The sequence below is a fragment of the Streptomyces sp. NPDC046860 genome, from assembly GCF_040645115.1.
In the GTDB taxonomy this organism is placed as follows: Bacteria; Actinomycetota; Actinomycetes; order Streptomycetales; family Streptomycetaceae; genus Streptomyces.
The window spans coordinates 212129-230879 of sequence record NZ_JBEYXQ010000008.1 but is presented as its reverse complement, the minus strand read 5'-3'; the positions used below and the strand labels follow the sequence as shown (position 1 = coordinate 230879).

Below are 18751 nucleotides of genomic sequence, written 5' to 3'. Positions count from 1 at the left end.
GCTCGGCGGAATTAATTGCTTGGCATGTCGCCCGGTAAGGACGCAGTACGGCCCGGCAGCGCGGGTGGACCGCACCGCATTTCGCCGAAGGTCGAATGTCGGTCCTCCTGTCGGACGGTGGGCGAGGGGTCGGGCGCATCGGTATGCCCACTGTGGCCCGCCGCGTGTCAGTCGGCGGGTGACTCTGTCCCCGGCATGTCGTGATCGATTCCAGCATGCAGGGTGCGGCCGCCCGGTGGGATCACCTCGACGAGGCGTTCCTCCTCGTCACGGGATAGATCCGTGAAGAGTCGAATGGACGTGTTCACGAGCTCCAGTAGGGGGACACTGCCGCGAGGCGGTTTTACCGAGGCGGTCCGGGTAGAGAAGTTGTACCTCACCGGTATGCCACTTGGCGGCAGGGCTTCGAGATTCCTGACCAAGGTTCCCGGTCCGAGGGATTCGCTGAGGTGGCGGAGGCGGTCCCCATGCAAAGCGCCCACCTCCCCTTCGTACGCCACTTTCCCGCCACCGTTGACCAGTGTGATGGCCTTGAGGCTCAGCCCTAGGAGCGGAAGACGCTTCCCGACCTCGTCGAGGGCCGGCAGTTCGTACACGACCCCTGCCGCCGACGATGTCAGGTGGTCGACCTTCTGGGCGAGCGTGAGAACGAAGCCGGGTGCGTCGAAGCTGAGGACGCCTTCGCTCTTGGTCCAGCGCGGGAGGGCTGTGCCACGGCGAGCGTCGCCGCGGGAGGAGGGGACTACGGCGCAAACCCGTGCGTTCCATGTGCTCAGCGCCGCGCGCATGAGGTGCTGGAGGTTGTCAGTGGCGGTGATCCTGATGTGCCGCAGCAGATCGATCAGAGTGATCTCACGGGCGATACGGTTCCAGAAGTCCCCATCAGGAATCTCCTGGCCTTCGAGGAGGTAATCGAGTGACGACTCGTCCAGCTGCTGCGGATACCTGGGAGCACGTTCGAGCGCGGCTACCGGTGCACCGCTAGCGCGCCACATGGTCGCCAAGAGGGCCGTCAGACGGCGCGCGATCGGTGGGGGCAGCGTGTCCGAAGCGAAAGCAAGCGCGTCCTCAGTCGCCTCACGATCACCTCGGCGGGCCGCCTGCGCGCCCGTAGTCATAGCACGGGCCAGCCGGGACACGGAGCGCTCGTCAAAGAGGCCCTGGCCGCCTTCGATAACGGTGTTCGCGATCAGACGCCTCAACGCGACGTCGGCCGAATCGCCAGATGTCAGTTCCGCGAAAGCCGCCAGGTCCAGCACCAGGGTGTGTTGGTCGATCGCGAGCGAATCCAGGGCGCGGGCGTCGAAGGGCGGGCGAAGGGCGCCGAGCGCCAGAACGATGGGCCGGTCCTGGCGAGCGAGGCGCGTGACGTCGAACCCGAGCTCGTCCGCGTCCGTCGTGCTACGCAGGTAGACGTACCGGTCGCTGAGGCCGTCGTCGTGCGGCCATCGCATGACCAGGTCCGGCATGTGGGTGTGGTTGTAGTATCCGGTGCTTCTGGTCCGGATCTGCGGATTGATCTGCCGGATGTGCTGTTCGAGGAGTCGTTTGATCTCGGCGAACGAGCGGTACGGGTCGTCCGCCTCGAGTGCCTCCGCGATCGACGATGCGACGGCGTTCACCACTCCCCCTTTAGGGTCAGCTCATGCGCCAGGATGGCCCGCCACTCGGTGAGGGGCAGCAGTCCCTCCTGCTTCTCTGACAGGACGATGCGCCACACGCGCTCGGACACGCTCTGCACCGCGGTCGCATCGATCTTGCTCCTGGCCTCGTCCTCTGAGACATCACCGAAGATGCGTTGCCGGTGCTGGACGACAGCGGATTCGATCTTTTCTGGCTCATGTAGTTGCGACCAACTGTTCACGTTGAACGGAGCCCAGGTGATCCACATGTAGTGATCACCGAAGAGGTACGTCTGCTGGTGCGCGACGTAGCACTTGGCGAGGAACTCGACGAAGTGAGTGCCCTGGTCCGCCGGACCCTGATAGTGCTTGACCTCCGCGCAGAACTGATCGCCATGGTACGGAACGCCCCTCATCGACCCGCCCAGGTCGAAGGAGAAGGTCCGGCCGCCCTCCGGCCAGGCGAGCGTCAGTTTCTTCGCCCACGCGTCCGAGTCCGTGTTCGCGAAGGCCCCCCAGATTCGCATCGTGCCCTCGAGGTAGAGCTTGGCTCTCTTCGCTCCCGAGATCCCCTTGAAGTGGGCTTCCTCTCCTACCACGGTGAGAGTCTAAGCGCCGCAGAAGGCGGCCCGGCGAGCGCTGCGGCGGAAAACTGGCGTGGCTGTAGCGGACTGCGGCGTATGCAAACCGACGACCCATGCATGAACGTCACCCGCAGCCGCCTCGGACGCCTCAATCGCCAAGGCTTCCGCATCCAACCTGGACGAGGCCGCTAGCGGGGGCCGCGCTGCCGGCTCCTGTTGTGCTCGCCGGCCACGCAAAGGAAAATGGCCCGCACACCATCTTATGGTGTGCGGGCCAAAGAAAAGAGGGGCAGTGGCCGAAGCGAGTGCCCCTTTAAGTCTGAGACCAACATAGCACGGCGTCCCTGGGGTGGCTACCAGCCAGCGGCCACGTCGATAGGGTGCGGTGATGACCAGTGCTACAGCCCCTGACTCCGACCCGTACGCGCGCCGCGTGCTGGCACGGATGGCGGACTTCTTCACCGACGAGGGAACGCCGTGGCCTCGCCGACTCTGGGACATCGGGTCTGTGCTGGCCCTGGAAGAACTGTGGGAGGCCGGCCACTGGCAGTCCCACAATGTGCTGGCTCCTTCCGCGTGCGACTGGCAGCGCAACGAGCTCAGGGCTCTGATCGGGCCCGATCAGGGCTTGGGCGACCGGGAGCTCCGCAAGGAGATCAACCTGCTGCTCCAGAATTCACTCGTGGACCCCAGCCCGGAGCGACGGCGGCTGAAGGAGATCATCGGTCATGTCCGCGCCGGGTATCTGGACCGTTGGGCGAACGCTCTGAAGGTCGAAGAAGACAAGCGCGTCAAGCCTGAGCGCTTCTCCCGGACCGTGGCGGCGCATCTTCTGGACCTTGGCTTCAGCGCCAGCCACCTCAAGGTCTGGGCCAGGAGGCTCGACCACGATCGGGCCACCGCCGTGGAGATTGCGGAGTCCGCCGCCAAACTCGCTCGCACACGCGCCCGACCCCACGAGGTGCTGGTCGCACTGGAGAAAGTACCGGGCCGCCGTGAGCTCGCGGAACCGCTCGACCACTGGCGCTCCAAGGGCGAGGTCATCACCTGGCTCAAGGACAACGGCCACGACCCAGCCGGTATCCGCACCGGAGGCGGCTTCGTCTACCGGCTCGACGCCCTCGACCCGTACGGTGCAGCCGAGCAGGCACGCCAGCTGCTGGACCGGATGGTCGCTCGATCCCACTACCTGCGTGCTCACCGCGGGGGCGTCGTCCCTGTTCCCCGCATCTGGGTCGCCGGTCATCCCAGGCCAGTACCGCTGGATCCTCCTGCCCGGGGCGCCGACGTCCTGTCCCTCGTGCACGAGGGACACCTGTACAAGGTCGACAGCGGGCGCGGCCGCATCGATGACGCTCTCGAGCTCGCCGCCGCGGTCAACCGCGGAGCGCTCGCGCCTGCAGTCGCCGGCGGCTGGGCTGCCGTCGAGTCCCTCCTCGTCCACGCCGACGACCCGAAGGGCGACGGGGAGCGCTCCGGTAAGGCCATCGCCGCCGATCGGATGGCCACCATCATCGCCTGCTCATGGCCCCGCGCCGAACTCACCACCCTGGCCCACCGCCACAACCCGAGCGAGCCCGACGACCTCTCCCGCGCGGTCGCAGCCTGCAGCACGAACAGGGAAGCCGCCCGACTGGTCGTCAACGCCCTCGAAGCCACCGGGACCGAAGCCCTGACGCTGACCAAGCCCACCGGTTACAGCGATCAGGCCGCTGCCCAGCGCATGGCTGCTCTCCTGGCCAACCCACGATCCCAGCTCAACGACGTCACCAAGGCATTCCGTATCGCCATGCGTCGCCTCTACCGCACCCGCAACATCATCCTCCATGGCGGAGCCACCCACGGTGTCGCCCTCGAAGCATCCCTGCGCACCGCCGCCCCGCTCCTCGGTGCCGGGCTCGACCGGATCGTGCACGCCTCCTACACGGAAACCCTCGACCCACTCGACCTTGCCGCCCGTGCCGAAGTCGCCCTCCAGCTCGTTCACGGCGAAACCGGCCTGACGACGGTCGACCTGCTCGAGCCCGTCAGGTAACGCTGAGGGCCAGCCCGCAGGCAGAAAGCCTCAGCGACCTGGCCCTTGTGCCCGCGACACACCAAGCCCGTACGCAGGCGTGTGCCCACGTGAAGGCGTCGTTTGCTAGCCGACGCCCACTCTTCAGCAGGTCGGCGAACTACTTATGCGCGCGTCAGCGACCGCCCCGCCGTTCCGGCCCGTCAGGGCTCCATCCCCTGAGATATGGCTTGAGTTCCTCCGGCGTGGGTTCTCGTACGTCTGGCATCTTCGGCAGCTCACTCAAGGGGTCGATCGACCTCACGTACGCCCTTGCCCACTCCAACCAGAGCCGGGTCTGACTCAGAGTCGGCTCGTCTACAACGCCGTGAAGCTCGCCAATACGACGTTCCAATGCCGTGCAGTACGCGCTGAGGGCAGCAGACTCCTGCCAGCGCCCGGCCTCTTCGCGTAGGGCCTGGGCATGTTGTTCTCGAACAGCCTGTTCCTTCGCCACCTCCAACGCGGCTCGCCAGCGAACTTCGCGTTCCACAATGGCCTGCTGCTCGTCCTGCCTGCGCCGGGCGTCTTGTGCCGCTCGTACCTCGATCTCTCCAAGGACCGCGTCCAGGGCCTCTTCGAGCGTCCGGGTCTTCCGATCTCGCCAGCGGCCGGGCCGGTCGGTCAGGCCATGAGCGAGCTCCACGACGAGGCGAGAGGAGCGGTCGGGATCCAAGGACTGCGGGAACTCCTGCCTGACACTGACGGTGTAAGGGAAGCCGTCGATAGCAATGTCCACTCCGCCCTCGCGTGGGTGGAAGAACGAGTGTGCCTTCCGCACCTCGTACCCTCGCCGGACCGCCTCAGCCGACAGTCCCTGCAGCAGAAGAAGCGACCTTCGGCGGAGCACAGAAGGCATGACGAGTCGGCGCTCGTCGTCTTTGAGCGCGGTCACGATCGGATGGAGGTTCCCCAGCCGTGAGGGAACGGGAACCGGATCCCCGCCTTCCTTCGGCCGTTGACTCCGCGCATTGGGATGCGGGCCATCCGCCAGGAACAGCTCCAGCCCCGGCCCGCCGTTCGGAACCTTCTCAATGCGCTTGCCCGCTGGTTCCAGGCCGTGCCGTTTCGCGTAGTTGACGACGCGCCGCCACTCCGCGACCTCGTCGTCATCAGGGTCGGTGATCCGAACGCGGCCCTCGGCGACGAGCCGCTCGATCAGCTCTTGAGCCTTCGCCCGCCGGGCCCGCGCGACGGGCCTCTCGCTGTAGGGCGTCCGAGGGCTGGCGGGCACGGCCGGCTCGCTGCCACCAGCGACCGCAGAGTCGTCGTCGATCATCAGGACCCCACCATCCCGCAAGGCATCGGCCGAGCGCCAGTCACTCGACATTCAGGCTCCACCACCCTTGCTGGAAACGAGGCCGTTCGACTCCCCGTACTGCCATACAGAGCCGAAAGACACCCGTCAGCAGTGGGAGTCCCCTGGGACTTTTCTGGGACTTCCGGCCCCATCAAGCGGCACGAGCGTGAAACAGCCGAAAGGTCATTCGCGCAGCTCAGCGACCACACGCCACTCGTCGCGGCAGGTCACCGCGTTCACTGGTCTCTTCCGGGACATCTGAAGGTTCTGAGGAAAAGAATCGCGAAGCCCCTCCTGACCTGCAGAAATGAGAGGCAGGAGGGACTCGCGGGGCTTTTGTGACTTCTGGGCGTGCTCGAAGACTTGGAGTGACAGGGCACGTCACGTGACCGGACAAGAGTCCGTCCCGCTCAGGGCTGAACAGACTGCGGCAACGAGCTCGCCGGAGGATCCGCCCCCCGCTTCGCTCCGGACGCCGACTCGCACATCGGGACCCTCGCAACGTCTCCGGACGCCATAATGGACTCATGCCCTCCAGCCCACCGCACTCTGCGCCCAGCCCGGGGGACGTCCCGGGCGCGGACGCCGAGGACCTCGCGCTGTACCGGGAGAAGTTCCGCCGCCGTCTGCCGGAGTCGCTGGACGAGCTGCACGGGCCGGCGCAGGGTGTCGTGGATCTGCCGCTGCACATCGCCTGGTCAGGCATGACCTCATACGACCTGGGCAAGCCACGCCAGCGCATGGGCCTGTACCGCACCGTCCTGCACGAGGGCCTCCACGACGACCTGCCCCACTACCTCAACCAGGACCTGCTCCTCCAGCTGTGGCCGGACTTGCGCACACTCGTCGGTCGCACCGTGCGCGCGGTCTGGGAAGACGCCTTCCCGCAGCTCGCCTCCCGCACCCGGGCAGCCGCATGAAGGACATGCCGGAGCTGCACGCGCGACTCCTGGCAGATGTGATTGCGCTCGGTTCCCCGTATCCCCCGGTTCTCACCGGCGGGTATGCAGTGCGGAGCGCACCGCCTCGTAAGCCGCCCCAGCCAGGATCTCGACGTCGCCACGGAGAACCCGACGCCCATGGCCGACATCGCCGCCACGCTCCGCACCGGCCTGGAAGCCCGCGGCTGGAAGGTTCACGCGCTGGAGACCGCCCCGCTGTCTGCCCGCTTCACCGTTTCCGACCCGGCCACCGGGCAGGAATGCGAAGTCGACATCCTCAAAGAGATCTTCTGGCGACCGGTGGCCCAGAGCCCGTACGGACCCGTCCTCGCGGCGGAGGACGTGATCGGGACCAAGGTCCGTGCCCTGGCCGATGGCGGAGCGCCCCGCGATCTGATCGATGTGTTCGCGGCCTCCCGCCGCTGGACCAATGCCGAGTTCGAGGAGTTCGGCCGCCGCCACGCCCGCGGCCGCTTCGAGCGCGAGGATCTGCAATCGAACCTCACGGGCGCCGAATGGACCGACGACGAGGCCTTCGCCGCCTACGGACTCGATGACGCCACCATCACAGCACTCCGCGCGTGGGCCTTGGAGTGGGCTGACGACCTCGCGGCCCGCCTCCTCGAAGAGGCCGATGATCCGGACATCGACTGATCACGTCCGGATGAGATCGCAGCTGCAGGTGATTCAGAGCAAAAGCCAGGAAGTAAAGACGACCGGCCGCCCGGACACGGGCGGCCGGTCGTCACACACTGACACACACCGAGCGCCACGAGCGGGTCCGCGTAAACGCCGGTCGCCTCGGTGAAGGCGCGGGCCTCGGCCAGGTCCGCACCGATGCCTGCAAGGTGGCGTCGTCACCGGAACCCGAACCGACCAAGGACGCAGACATCTGGGAAATGTGACGCAAGGTCAACAAGGACAATGCCTTCTCCAGTCGGACCGTGCCGCTGATTCACCTCTGGGCCGTCGCGGGCAAGCCGGGCGGATAAAACCCCCGGCATGGCTGGGGCGATCAAGCCGAGACCGATGCCGCCGAGCGGATGGAGATCTACCACATCTTCGAGAAGTACAACGACCTTGTACGGCAGGTCGCCCGCGCGTGAGATGGTGACCATGACCTCCTCGTACCCCGCTGCCCTGCCGCTGCTCCTCGGCATCGTCGTTGCCGTAGTGACCGCCTTCGGCCTCGCCGGCTACGGATTCCCCACTATCGGCAAGGGCGGCCGGGAGAATGTGGCACGCGGCGCCGCCGCGCTCGCCGGAGCCCTCGCCGCGTCCGCCTATGTCTGGGGTCTGGCGTCACTTGTCCGTGACGAGAGCGGAACCGCCCGGGCGTGCCAGGACGCGAACCCCGCGCTGTACGGGCAGGTGGGCAGCTACAGCGTCTCCTACCTGCCGCCCGCCCTTGAGTGTCACCTGACGTCCGGTGGTTCCTACGGGGCAGCCGTCCCGGGATTCCTCACGCCTGTCCTGACGGGCTGCGCGGTGATCGCGGTGACGCTCGCTCTGATTGCCGTGGCCGAACACCGCCGCACCACCCCATCCGACCATCCTGAGACGAGGAATACGTGAGGGCAGACCCCGCCTCCCCGTTCTCCCGCTGAGGGTTCCTGCTGCGCGCCGTCGCAGTCGTCACCACCGTGACAGTCCTGCCTCACTCGCAGGCGTTGGCCTCCCCCGCCTACTCTGCGGGGCCACAGGAGTACACCTTCCCCAAGGCCGTTCGTGAGGGCGTCGCACGGGCCGAGGCCCGGAACAAGCGCTCGGCACCGGAGACTGTCCTGGTCCACCTCCTCTGCGGGTTCCACTACGAACTCGCGGAACTGCAGCCCGGTGAGGTCGTCGGCTGAACCCCCTCGACGGGCTCAAGGGACCCGCACGCGACCTGGCCTCCGGCACCGCCGTACGAATCCGTCCAGGCGACGACCACACCGTCGACGAGGCGCTCTTCTACCTCGCGGTCGGCCCCGACGCCCCCCCTCTGGCCGCTGTCGCCGAACGCCTCCGCATCGACCAGGCCACCTCCGGCCGAGGCGCTGGCACCCTCATAGATGTCCACGGAAGGCGCCGTCGCTCAGCCGCCGACGCCCTCGCCCGTCGTCAGCGGAACGCGGCCTGACGCCAGCCACCACACCGCGGGAGTGACCTTTCGGCATCTCGGGTTCCGTGGCCTTGTGAGACGCACCCCCGTACGAGCCCCACGATCGAGTGAACTCGGGAACTCTCCCTGGCGATGGGGCGTATGTTGACGTGAGGGTCGAGCGATTCACCCTGGATGCCCGCCCCGACGGGGCCGGGCGGTCACCTCCCGCTGCGGAGGCGCATTCATGATCTTTGTCCGAGGTTGTTTTCCGGGAGGTCACGATGAGAGGCCCTTGACCGCACCACTCGAAGCGAATTCACGAATCTGACGTCGCGTTCACTGACGTCACCTGCATGCATGCATCACATCGAAGGCGGATTCATGAAAACGATCGCACCGAACCTGAGGAGACCCTATGAACGCACAATTCGCAGACGACGCTAGGCGCTTCTGGTATCCCTACTTGAAGGTCGGCTTCCTCATCGCCAGCAGTCTTCTCTTCGGGACGCTGGCCATCCTGGTGGCACTGGCGTTCAAGCAGCCCTGGTGGACGGCCATCTGCGTGGGAGCGGGGTGTACCGGCTGTGCCGGCGCCTTCCTCTTCGCGGCGGCCACCTACGTGCACTCGATTCGTACACCGTAGTCATTCATACATAGACAGGACGGGCCCCGAGGTGGACGCACCTCGGGGCCCGTCGTGAGTGGTTAGTTGGCTTCGACGTGGCAGTACCAGATGGTGCTGCTCTGGCCGATGGCGCCGTCCAGCTCCTCCGACTCGAGCTGCGGGGTGAGGATCTGGAGGTCGAGGATCGCGTTCATGGTGAGTTCTCCTTGGTATGTGCTTCTGATGTCGTGAACAGGGATCAGCAGCCGTTACGGACTGCTCGGCACCCGGGACTGATCACGGCCACTTGCCCCGGACCTGTGTGCCCGGTCTTCGCCGGGCCGCCTCAGCGGCGGTCGTGGGCGTCGCGATGACGGTCATGGTCGGTCCTTTCGTTCGTTCCGGGCGGGTCGAGGCAGCAGGGGCAGGACGGGCAGGCCGTCGGAGACGGTGTGCAGGGCGTGGAGGATGCCTGCCGTACCGGTGGCCAGGTCCATGGACAGGCGCATGTTCTGGGCGCCGATGACGGCGATACCGCCGTCCTGGGACAGCGCGTGCCAGGCCAGGTCCCGGATGTGGGCCGTGAGAGCGGCGGCCAGGGCCGGGTCGCGGTCGGCCGCCCGGTTGTGGGCGAGGGCCGCGGCGAGACCGGCCCGGCCCGCGACGAGCCCGCTGTGCACGGTGAAGTCCATGTCCAGGGCGGAGTGCAGGGCGTCCAGGGTGCCGCTCAGCTCCTCCTCGGGGCGGTGCCCGAGGTAGGCGGACAGGGCCACGGCGATGCCGGCGGCGCCGCCTCCGAGGGTGGGCAGCGGCCGGGTTCCGTCGCTGGGGGTGAGTGCCGTGCCCACGCGCCGGCAGTGGGCGAGGTCGAGGTGGATCGCCTGGCGGGCGAGGTCCAGCCAGCGGGTCTCGCCGGTGTCCTCGTACAGGCCGAGGAAGAACAGGGCCGGTCCGCTCCAGCCGCGCATGAGTCCGGCGCGGACGGCGGGGGTCCGGGTGACACCGGTCAGCCGGGCGGCCAGGAGCTCACCCGTCCGCAGGGCCTCGCTGTGCAGGCCGGGGATGTCCAGGGCCCGCGCGAGATGACGCAGGTTCAGTCCGATGCCCGCCAAGCCGTCGTGCATGCCGCTCGGTGTCGCCTCGGTGGTGAGGTCGATCGCCCGGTTCAGCACGTCGAGGGCCTGGTCCGGGCGGCCGAGCAGACGCAGGGTGTGGGCGACGCCGTGCAGGCCGTCGTACAGACCTGGGCGCGGCTGTTCGTCGCGCCGGGCGGCCTGCCACAGCCACTCGTGGTGTCCGGGGTCGGTCTCGTGTCCGGTGACGGTCAGCGCGTACAGGACACCCGCGGCGCCGTGGGCGAGGGTGTGGCCGCCGTCGTGCAGTGCGGCGGGCTCGCCCGGGAAGAGCCGGTCGAGGCGCTCGGGGGTGGCGGCGGCCCGGATCGCGGTGACCAGCGCCCGCTCCAGCTCGCGGGCCCGGGCCGAGCCGGGGGCGTCCGCGGCCGCGGCGAACAGATCGGGTATCGCCCGGTCGGTGCGGGTCGGGATGCCGGGCGGGGTCAGTGCGGCGCGTACACGGTCGGTCAGTGTGGCGGGCAGGGGGAAGAGTCCGGCCGCCGCCTCCACGAGCTGGGCGGCCCGGGCCGGGTCGATGTCCAGCGTCGTGGTCAGCGGCAGGAACAGCGCCAGCCGCAGACTGTCCAGCGCGTAGCGGTCCCTCTCGAAGCCGACGGCGTGCCCGGCGACGAAGCCGGGGGTGGCGATGCTGGGCTCGGGGTCGTCGGTGCCGGGCCGGTAGGCGATCTCGAAGTCGATGAGGGCGACGCGTCCGTCGGGACGGAGCATCACGTTGCTGGGACTGAGGTCGCCGAACACCGTTCCGGTGGCGTGGACGGCGTCCAGGACGCGTTCGAGCTGGTCCAGGATGTCCAGCACGGTGTCCACGTACTCCTGGCGTTCCCCCGCGTCCCGGCCCGGCCGGTTCAGCGGGTTGGCGGTGGCCGTGAACTGCTGGAGGGTCTGGCCCTCGATGTACTCCTGCACCAGGAAGTGGTGCTCCCAGGCGGTGAAGGTGCCCAGCAGCGCGGGCACGCTGTCCAGATGGGCGAGGCGGCGCAGCGTCGCCGCCTCCCGGTGCAGCCGGGTCACCGCGTCGTCGCCCGCGCCGTCCAGGCCGGCCAGCGGACGGGCCTCCCGCAGGACCACCCGGCGGCCGGTGGCGTTGTCGGTGGCGAGGTAGATGCCGCCCCCGTTGGAGTAGTGCAGGGCCTTCTCCATGGTGTACGGGAAGGCCGGTTCGTCCGCCGACGCGTGACCGGCGGCGATCTGCTCGGCGATGAACCCGGGCACCGGCGCCCACTCGGGGATCTTGAAGACGGGGGCCCGCTCGTCGGGGACGAGCACCCCGTCGGGACGGGCGACGGCCGCGGTCCGGTCACCGTTCGCGGACAGGCATTCGCGGCGGGCGAAGCCTCCGTAGCGCAGGTAGAGCGGCCCCTGGCGCCACCTCAGGTCGCTGAGGATGTACGGACCCGTGTGGTGGGTGAGGAGGGGGCCCAACTCCTCCAAAACGTCCTTCAGTTCGGCGTCGTCCACCGGGTAGAGGGTGATCAGCTTGCCGCTGCTGCCGCGAGGCGCGTACTTGCTGTTCGTGGACTGGTGGACCCGCGAGTTCGGGAGGAACTTGAAGGTCAGGGAGCGGGACAGGCAGTACTCCCACACCGTGTCGATGACTTCGGCCGCGTCGTCGGCCGTGGCGGAGACGTGGATCTTCCAGCCCTGGCCGGGGAGCCGGAGGCCCTCGGGGCTCAGGTACACCCAGGAGCTGTTCTCCACGCGCTGCCAGCCGGCCGGGGCCGGGCGTCCGGTGGCGGGGAACGGCGTGCCGGCCCGCGAGGCGGCGGGGTGGTCGTAGAACCGCACGCCGGCCCGGCAGTAGGCGAGGTGGTTGGCTCTTTCCACGAGACTCTCTCCTTCAAGGGGACACCGACGGCGTGATCCGCGTCACGCCGCCCCGGCCGGGCCTTGTTGTGCGAACGGGTCAAGTTGATCAGCCACGCCGAGGGGGGACCAGGCAGTTCGTCCGGCGGGATTACGGCCCGTCATACTTCTGCCGGGGAGTCGCTGTTCGAGTCCGTACAGCGCTGAGCAGGGGGTATGTGGAGTGAGCGGTGCCGCACCGGCCGAGGAGGAGTTCGGGCGGCTGCTGCTGGCCCTGCGCGGGCGCGCCGGGTTCAGTCAGGAGCGGTTGGCTCATGCCGCGGGCGTCAGTGTGCGCGCGCTGGCGGATCTGGAGCGCGGCCGTTCCAGGGGGCCGCAGCAGCGCACCGTGCGGGCCCTGGCCGCCGGGCTGGGCCTGGACGACGAGGCGGCCGCCGGGCTGGAGCGGGCCGCCCGCCTGGGGCGGCCCCGCCCGCGGGCGGGCTCCGGAGCCCACACCCTGGGCCCGCTGGCCCTGCCGCGTGACGTGAGCGACTTCGTCGCGCGCGGTCCGGCTCTTGCCGGGCTGCTCGGCCTGGCCGAGCGTGCCGACGCCGGCGGCTGCGCGGTGAGTGTGGTGTCGGGGCAGCCAGGGCTCGGCAAGACGGCCTTCGCGGTGCACGCCGCGTACCATCTCGCGCCGCACTTCCCGGACGGTCAGCTCGTTCTCGACCTGCACGGGATGGACCCGGAGCCGGTCCGCGCGCGCGACGCGCTGGCGTCGCTGCTGCGGGCGGTCGGCGTGGCCGAGCGGGCGATCCCGGCCTCGACCGACGACCGGTCGGGGCTTTTGCGGTCGGTGCTGCGGGAGCGACGGCTGCTGCTGGTGCTGGACAACGCGGCCGGTGAGGACCAGGTCCGTCCCCTGCTCCCCGGGGCCGGGCGCTGTCTGACGGTCGTCACCAGCCGGCACGCGCTGGCGGGTCTGGAATCGGTGCACCGGACCGATCTCGCGCTGCTCCGCCGGGAGGAGGCGGTCGAGCTCCTGAGCCGTATCGTCGGTCCGGAGCGGGTGCGGCGGGAGGCCCAGGCCGCACGCGACCTCGTGGACCTGTGCGGCCTGCTGCCCCTGGCCGTGCGGATCGCCGGGCAGCGGCTCGCCGGGAGGCCCGGGGAACGCATCGGCAAGCTGGCCGCCCAACTCGCCCAGGAGAGCCGTCGTCTGGACACGCTCCGGGCGGGCGACCTCCAGGTGCGGGCCGCGTTCGCCCTGTCCTACCGGCAGTTGGGGCCGGCCGCCAGAACCGTGCTGCGCCGGGCCTCCCTGGCCGCCGGGGGCGACTTCAGCCCGGAGACCGCCGCGCTGCTGGCCGGCCTGCCCGTCGCGGAGGCGGCCCGCTGTGCCGAGGAGCTGACGGACGCCGGGCTGCTGCAGCCCGACGCGTCCGCCGAGCGGTACCGCTTCCACGACCTCCTCAAGCTCTTCGCCGGTGAGCGGGTGGCCGCCGAGGACGGTGACGAGGTGTGCGCGGCCGCGCTGGACCGGACCGCGCGGTGGATGCTGCGCCGGGCCACGACCGCCGCGCTGCGCTTCGACGCCGACCCCCACCAGGACCTGCCGTACGGCGATCCCGATCCCGCCTCCGCTCCCGCCGACCGGGACGAGGCCCGCGCCTGGCTGGAGGCGGAGCGCGCCCAGTGGCTCGCCGCGCTGTACCGGGCGAAGGAGACGGGGCGGCACCGGCAGGTGATCGACACCGCCCGGGCCATGCACTGGTTCTCCGATCTCAACCAGCACTGGGAGCTGTGGGTGGAGGTCTTCCGGTGCGGGGCGCAGGCGGCCCGCGCGCTGGGCAGCAGGCAGGACGAGGCGGTCCAGCTCAACTTCCTCGCCTGGGCCTGCAACAACTGCGTCCACGACCCCGGCACCGCGCTGGTCACCGCCGATGCCGCGCTGGAGGTGGCCCGTGACATCGGGGACCGGCTCCAGATGGGCTGGGCGCTGGGGTACGGGGCGTCGGCGCTGCACCGGCTCGGGCGGACCGAGGAGTCCATGGACCGGCTGCGGGACGCCGTCGACTGCCTCGCCGACCAGACCTCGGTGCAGGGCCGCCTGGCCGAACTCACGGCTCTGAACATCCTCGGCAGCTATCTGCGCCAGTCGGGCAGCGCCGGGGAGGCTCTCTCCATCCACCGGCGCAGCGAGGCGATCTGCCGCGCGGAGGAACCGGGACGGCCCACCGAGCTGATCACCGTGTATCTCGGGGCGAGCCTGCAGCACATCGGCAACGACCTGGCGGCGCTGGACCGCTGGGCGGAGGCGGAGGGGCCGCTGCGGGAGGCCCTGGACATCTTCGAGACCGTGAAGATGGCCTCCTGGGCGGAGAGCACCCGCCTCGACCTCGGCATCGCGCTCAGGCGCCTGTCCCGGCACGACGAGGCCCGGCGCACCCTGCTCGCCGCGCAGGCGGGCTTGCGCGGGCTCAAGAGCCCCCGCCAGGAGGAGGCCACGGTCCACCTGCGGGAGCTGGGGGAACGGGCACCGTGCGGGGGCGGGCCGGCGGTGGCCGACGACGTCTCGCGCGAGGTGCGCGCACGGGTGTGACCGCCGGGGACGCTGTCGTACCGGCCCCGGCGGCCCGGTCCTCGCTCTGTCTCTCAGCCTCCGGTCGTCGCACCGGTGGTCGTCGCGCCGGTTCCCCCGCCGCCGCCGGTCGTCGCGCCGGTCGTGGTCGCGCCCGTGCCGCCGCCGCCACCGGTCGTCGCGCCAGTAGTGGTCGCGCCCGTGCCGCCGCCACCACCGGTCGTCGCGCCGGTGGTCGTCGCGCCGGTTCCGCCGCCACCGCCGCCGGTGGTCGCACCGGTCGTCGTGGCTCCGGTTCCGCCACCGCCGCCGGTCGTCGCGCCGGTCGTGGTCGCGCCCGTGCCGCCGCCACCACCGGTCGTCGCGCCAGTAGTGGTCGCGCCTGTGCCGCCTCCGCCGCCGGTCGTCGCGCCGGTGGTCGTGGCTCCGGTGGTGCCGCCTGTCGTGGTCGCGCCCGTGGTGGTGGCGCCGGTCGTGGTGGCGCCGGTGGTCGTGGTGGTGGCGCCCGTGGTGGTCGCGCCGGTCGTGGTCGCACCTGTGCCGCCGCGGCCGCCCGTGGTCGCGCCGGTGGTGGTGGCGCCGGTGCCTCCGCCGCCGCGGTTGCAGAGCCTCGGGTCCACGCGGACGCCGGTCTTGGCGTTCACGGCGATGATCTGTCCGTTGCGCAGGACGAGCTTGCACACGATGTTCGGAGCGGCCGCCGACGACGCCGGCGCCTTCGCTGTGTGGGCCGGCGCTCCGACGGCCATGACGCCGCCTGTCCCGACGAGTGCCACGGCCAGGTAGGCCGCGCCGACCGCCTTGGGAACGTGCCTCCACTTGCGCGCCGCCATGATGCCTCCCTCAGGGATGGGGCAGATACCTCTCCAACCTGAGGCACCGGGCATGACGGCGGCGTTGGTCCAGCGTGACGGTGCCGTGACGCCCGTCCGGCGCCGGGGCGGGCAACCGTTCGGCCGAACAGAAATCCCCCCTGTCCACCCGTCTTCCTATGCTGATCTCACATGACCGGCCGAAGCGGCGGGCGACTCGCCTGCCCTTCTCCGATACGTCCCGGGACCCCGGATCGGGGGGAGCATGGTGGAGCGAGACGAGGGCGCGGATGAGGCCGGCCCGGGGGCCACGGCACACCGGGAGCCCGACGCGAGCGGTGCGCTGCCCCCCAGGCTGAACGGGTCCTGGTCCAGGCCGGCGCGGCTGTGGCTCGCCACGGTGATCGTGGTGACGGCGGTGGCTGTCACCGTCCACCTGCTGCTGCTCTTCCTCTATCTGGCCCCGGCGAACGCGATCAGCAAAGAGCACCGGGAACTGGTGAACAGCTACGTCTACCCGGAGTTCGACCAGAACTGGAAGCTGTTCGCCCCGAATCCGCTCCAGGGGAACATCTACGTCGACGCGCGCGCCGAGGTGGTGATGCCCGACGGCTCGCGGCGCACCAGCGACTGGCTGCCGCTGACCGCGCAGGACATCGCGCGCATCCGGGACAACCCCGCGCCCAGCCACGCCGACCAGAACCTGCTGCGCCAGGCGTGGGACTTCTACACCCGGACCCATGACGCCAAGGGCCTGCCGGTCGGTCTGGAGGGGCAGCTGTCCGAGGCGTACGTACGCCGGATCGCCGCGGGCCGGCTCGGGCCCGCGCTGCTCGGCGGGCAGGTGGTGAAGGTCCAGCTGCGTTCGACGTACCGGCCGATCGCCCCGCCCGGATGGAGCGGCGAGACCGGCGTGGAGCCGGTCACCTATCAGACGATGGCCTGGTGGCCGGTGTCGAAGGAGGACTTCCGTTGACCGCCGACACGGACCGCTCCCCCGCGCCCTCCCCCTTCAAGGGCATGAGCCGGCGGATCGACGCCAGGATCATCAGGTGCCTGAACGACATCACGGGCCGGGCGCTCTTCCCGTACCAGGCGGCGATCGTCCGGATCGGCTTCTCCCTGACCTTCCTGCTCTATCTCCTGCGGGAGTTCCCGAACCGGCACGAGCTCTACGGCACCACCAGCCCGTGGTCCTTCGACCTGGCGCAGCGGCTGATCGCCTCCAACGGGGCGTTCTCGATCCTGATGTGGTCGGACAGCGGCTGGTGGTTCGAGGTGGTCTACCTCATGGCGATCGCCGCCAGTCTGGGGCTGCTGCTGGGCTGGCACACCCGCACGATGTCGCTGCTGTTCATGGTGGGCGTGCTGGCGCTGCTCAACCGCAACGTCCTGCTGGGCGACGGCGGCGACACCCTGATCCATCTGGTCGCCGGGTATCTGGTGCTCACCCGCTGCGGCCAGGTCTGGTCGCTGGACGCGCGCAGAGGACGGCGTGCGGCCGAGGGCAGGTGCGGGGCGGACGCAGGTGTGCCGGCCCGCGTCGCGCTCTGGGCGGTCCTCGGCGTCTTCCTCGCGCTCGCCCAGGTGACGGGGTTCGCCGAACTGTCCTGGGGCTGGGCGCTGTTCCTGTGGGGCATGTGGCTCGTCCAGGCACTGTGGTTCCGGGTCGAGCGCGGCGGACAGAGCGAGTTGCGGACGGTCATGGACGCCACGGCGAACGTCGTGCACAACGCGGCGCTGCTGGTGATCGCCGCCCAGGTCTGCATCCTGTACGCGACGGCCGGGCTGTACAAGATCCAGGGTCCGCGCTGGCAGGACGGCACGGCGGTCCACTACCCGCTGCACCTGGCCTACTTCAGTCCGTGGGGCCCGCTGTCCCGGACCGTGGACAGCAGCGCCCTGCTGGTCACCGCGATCACCTACGGCACGGTCATCCTGCAGGTGGCCTTCCCCTTCACCCTGCTCAACCGCCGGGTGAAGAACGTGCTGCTGCCGGTCCTGATGGCGGAACACGCTTCCATCGCGGTGCTGTGCGGGCTGCCGTTCTTCTCGATGGCCATGGTGTTCGCCGACGCGGTGTTCCTGCCGACGAGCTTCCTGCGCTGGCTCGGTTCCTGGGTGTCGGACACGGCCCGCCGTCTGGCGGGCCGGGTGCGGGGCGGACGCGATCCCGGGACGGCCGAGGCGTGAGCAGGGGGCGCTCACCGGCGCAGGGCCGCGTCCCCGTCCCCGGCGTAGCGCACCCGGGCCACCAGCTGGTGCAGCCGCTGGGTGGGGCACAGGCCCAGTTCGTCGCGCAGCCGGCGTACGTACCGCTCGAAGTGGTGCACCGCCTCGGACGGGTTCCCCTCGGCCAAGTAGGCGCGGATCAGGGAGGCTTGGCTGCTCTCGCGCAGCGGGTCGGCCCGGACCGCCGCCTGGGCGGCGACCACCGCTCCGGCGTACTCGGTGGCGTCGATGAACGTCTCGGTCAGGGACTCCAGGGCGTGCAGCCGCAACTGCCGCCAGTGATCGGCCTCCAGCAGGGCCCACTCGTCGTACCAGCCGGGCAGCAGGTCGGCCGAGAGCTGGTCGACCGTCGCCGTGCTGAGGCTGAGCGCCACCGGCGGCACGCACGGGTCGAGGAGGTGCTGGGCCAGCATCCGGGCGTCGCGGAGGTCGACCGTGACGTCGGAGGCGAGGCGGACGTCGGTCGGGGTGATGTCGAGGGCCCTGGTGCCGAGCCCGCGCAGCCGGCACAGCGCGGCCCGGAGATTGGTGTGGGCGCACGTCTCGGGCACTTTGGGCCAGAGGCTGCCCGCGAGCAGGGGGCGGGGGACCGGGGCGCGGTAGTTGAGTGCCACGAACGCCAGCAGCCGCCGGGAACCCACCGGGGCCGCCACCGGTACGTCGTTGACGATGAGGTCGAAACCACCTAGGAGAGCGATGCGCACGGAGGGCTTGATCTGGACGACTCCGGATGCGATGGCTTGGTCACCTGCGGTCATAACTTGCCTCAGCGCGTAGAGGGGTCAGCCGCGACACGCGTGCCCCGGCCGTGCGGACGCCGCGCAGAGCGCACACGACCGCAGAACTCGCTGTGGAACCAGCTTGCTGTGGCCGATCGGGTTTGTCCAATTGCGGCAATTGCCACAATTGAGTCGCCGGGGTGAGGGCCCGGACACCGCCGGTGACGCGCACGCCCTGCCCGGTCGGACCCGTTTGCCGTCGGCGTGTGCTGAGCAGTAACTGACAGCGGGGCCTG

Annotated in this window: 15 protein-coding genes and 1 pseudogene; 9 read left to right on the top strand and 7 right to left on the bottom strand. The window is 69.9% G+C overall.

The window, feature by feature from the left end; translation table 11 throughout:
• Window positions 1-167 precede the first annotated feature (167 nt).
• Together ABZ898_RS14765 and ABZ898_RS14760 are read right to left on the bottom strand one after the other, a co-directional pair.
• A complete protein-coding gene (locus tag ABZ898_RS14765; protein WP_361657583.1) occupies window positions 168-1622 on the bottom strand; it encodes a hypothetical protein in 1455 nt (484 codons plus the stop codon).
• Window positions 1619-2221, bottom strand: a complete 603-nt coding sequence (locus tag ABZ898_RS14760; RefSeq protein WP_361657580.1) for a hypothetical protein — start codon at window positions 2219-2221, stop codon at window positions 1619-1621. The genes ABZ898_RS14765 and ABZ898_RS14760 overlap by 4 nt, the downstream gene beginning before the upstream one ends.
• A 373-nt stretch (window positions 2222-2594) precedes the next feature.
• On the opposite strand from ABZ898_RS14760, the gene ABZ898_RS14755 reads away from it, so the two are divergent.
• Window positions 2595-4241, top strand: a complete 1647-nt coding sequence (locus ABZ898_RS14755; protein WP_361657577.1) for an integrase — start codon at window positions 2595-2597, stop codon at window positions 4239-4241.
• 154 nt (window positions 4242-4395) lie between these two features.
• Here the strand turns inward: ABZ898_RS14755 and ABZ898_RS14750 are convergent, their stop codons facing one another.
• Complete coding sequence (locus ABZ898_RS14750; RefSeq protein WP_361657575.1) at window positions 4396-5538, bottom strand: hypothetical protein; 1143 nt, start codon at window positions 5536-5538, stop codon at window positions 4396-4398.
• 548 nt (window positions 5539-6086) lie between these two features.
• Between ABZ898_RS14750 and ABZ898_RS14745 the strand changes: the two genes are divergently transcribed.
• Window positions 6087-6479, top strand: a complete 393-nt coding sequence (locus tag ABZ898_RS14745) for a hypothetical protein (RefSeq protein ID WP_361657572.1) — start codon at window positions 6087-6089, stop codon at window positions 6477-6479.
• Window positions 6476-7154 (top strand): annotated as a pseudogene (locus ABZ898_RS14740) (nucleotidyl transferase AbiEii/AbiGii toxin family protein). The gene ABZ898_RS14745 and the pseudogene ABZ898_RS14740 overlap by 4 nt, the downstream one beginning before the upstream one ends.
• A 203-nt stretch (window positions 7155-7357) precedes the next feature.
• Here the strand turns inward: ABZ898_RS14740 and ABZ898_RS14735 are convergent.
• Window positions 7358-7618 carry a hypothetical protein gene (locus ABZ898_RS14735; protein WP_361657569.1) on the bottom strand — a complete coding sequence of 87 codons (261 nt, stop codon included), beginning with the start codon at window positions 7616-7618 and terminating at the stop codon, window positions 7358-7360.
• Here ABZ898_RS14735 and ABZ898_RS14730 point away from each other — a divergent pair.
• The 3 genes from ABZ898_RS14730 to ABZ898_RS14720 all read left to right on the top strand — a co-directional run bounded on the left by ABZ898_RS14730 (window position 7617) and on the right by ABZ898_RS14720 (window position 9229).
• Window positions 7617-8075 (top strand): hypothetical protein, encoded by a 459-nt coding sequence (locus ABZ898_RS14730; RefSeq protein WP_361657566.1) that lies wholly within the window; start codon window positions 7617-7619, stop codon window positions 8073-8075. The two genes, ABZ898_RS14735 and ABZ898_RS14730, sit on opposite strands and share 2 nt — an antisense overlap.
• Before the next feature lie 68 nt (window positions 8076-8143).
• Window positions 8144-8353 carry a hypothetical protein gene (locus tag ABZ898_RS14725; RefSeq protein ID WP_361657564.1) on the top strand — a complete coding sequence of 70 codons (210 nt, stop codon included), beginning with the start codon at window positions 8144-8146 and terminating at the stop codon, window positions 8351-8353.
• A 648-nt stretch (window positions 8354-9001) separates the two neighbouring features.
• Entirely contained in the window at window positions 9002-9229 is a 228-nt protein-coding gene (locus ABZ898_RS14720; RefSeq protein WP_244336585.1) for a hypothetical protein, read from the top strand.
• A gap of 338 nt (window positions 9230-9567) precedes the next feature.
• Here the strand turns inward: ABZ898_RS14720 and lanKC are convergent, their stop codons facing one another.
• Entirely contained in the window at window positions 9568-12150 is a 2583-nt protein-coding gene (gene lanKC / locus ABZ898_RS14715) for a class III lanthionine synthetase LanKC (protein ID WP_361657562.1), read from the bottom strand.
• 202 nt (window positions 12151-12352) lie between these two features.
• Between lanKC and ABZ898_RS14710 the strand changes: the two genes are divergently transcribed.
• The gene (locus ABZ898_RS14710; protein ID WP_361657559.1) at window positions 12353-14713 is read left to right on the top strand and encodes a helix-turn-helix transcriptional regulator; all 2361 of its coding nucleotides are present in this window, start codon (window positions 12353-12355) and stop codon (window positions 14711-14713) included.
• Window positions 14714-14766: 53 nt separating this feature from the next.
• Here ABZ898_RS14710 and ABZ898_RS14705 read toward each other — a convergent pair whose 3' ends face one another.
• Window positions 14767-15525: a hypothetical protein gene (locus ABZ898_RS14705; RefSeq protein WP_361657557.1), complete on the bottom strand. Its 759-nt coding sequence runs from the start codon at window positions 15523-15525 to the stop codon at window positions 14767-14769.
• 244 nt (window positions 15526-15769) lie between these two features.
• Here ABZ898_RS14705 and ABZ898_RS14700 point away from each other — a divergent pair, with 244 nt between their 5' ends.
• Window positions 15770-16480 (top strand): DUF5819 family protein, encoded by a 711-nt coding sequence (locus ABZ898_RS14700; RefSeq protein WP_361657554.1) that lies wholly within the window; start codon window positions 15770-15772, stop codon window positions 16478-16480.
• Window positions 16477-17697, top strand: coding sequence for an HTTM domain-containing protein (locus ABZ898_RS14695; protein WP_361657552.1), 1221 nt, complete (start codon window positions 16477-16479; stop codon window positions 17695-17697). The genes ABZ898_RS14700 and ABZ898_RS14695 overlap by 4 nt, the downstream gene beginning before the upstream one ends.
• Window positions 17698-17708: 11 nt before the next feature.
• On the opposite strand, the gene ABZ898_RS14690 is transcribed toward ABZ898_RS14695, so the two are convergent.
• Window positions 17709-18440: a BTAD domain-containing putative transcriptional regulator gene (locus ABZ898_RS14690; RefSeq protein WP_361657550.1), complete on the bottom strand. Its 732-nt coding sequence runs from the start codon at window positions 18438-18440 to the stop codon at window positions 17709-17711.
• Between the last annotated feature and the right edge of the window lie 311 nt (window positions 18441-18751).

Excerpts from the sequence above, each read along its gene's own strand:
- ABZ898_RS14755 (WP_361657577.1), top strand. The coding sequence starts at position 2,595 with ATGACCAGTGCTACAGCCCCTGACTCCGACCCGTACGCGCGCCGCGTG.
- ABZ898_RS14750 (WP_361657575.1), bottom strand. The coding sequence starts at position 5,538 with ATGATCGACGACGACTCTGCGGTCGCTGGTGGCAGCGAGCCGGCCGTG.
- ABZ898_RS14745 (WP_361657572.1), top strand. The coding sequence starts at position 6,087 with ATGCCCTCCAGCCCACCGCACTCTGCGCCCAGCCCGGGGGACGTCCCG.
- ABZ898_RS14730 (WP_361657566.1), top strand. The coding sequence starts at position 7,617 with ATGACCTCCTCGTACCCCGCTGCCCTGCCGCTGCTCCTCGGCATCGTC.
- ABZ898_RS14735 (WP_361657569.1), bottom strand. The coding sequence starts at position 7,618 with ATGGTCACCATCTCACGCGCGGGCGACCTGCCGTACAAGGTCGTTGTA.
- ABZ898_RS14720 (WP_244336585.1), top strand. The coding sequence starts at position 9,002 with ATGAACGCACAATTCGCAGACGACGCTAGGCGCTTCTGGTATCCCTAC.
- ABZ898_RS14705 (WP_361657557.1), bottom strand. The coding sequence starts at position 15,525 with ATGGCGGCGCGCAAGTGGAGGCACGTTCCCAAGGCGGTCGGCGCGGCC.
- ABZ898_RS14700 (WP_361657554.1), top strand. The coding sequence starts at position 15,770 with ATGGTGGAGCGAGACGAGGGCGCGGATGAGGCCGGCCCGGGGGCCACG.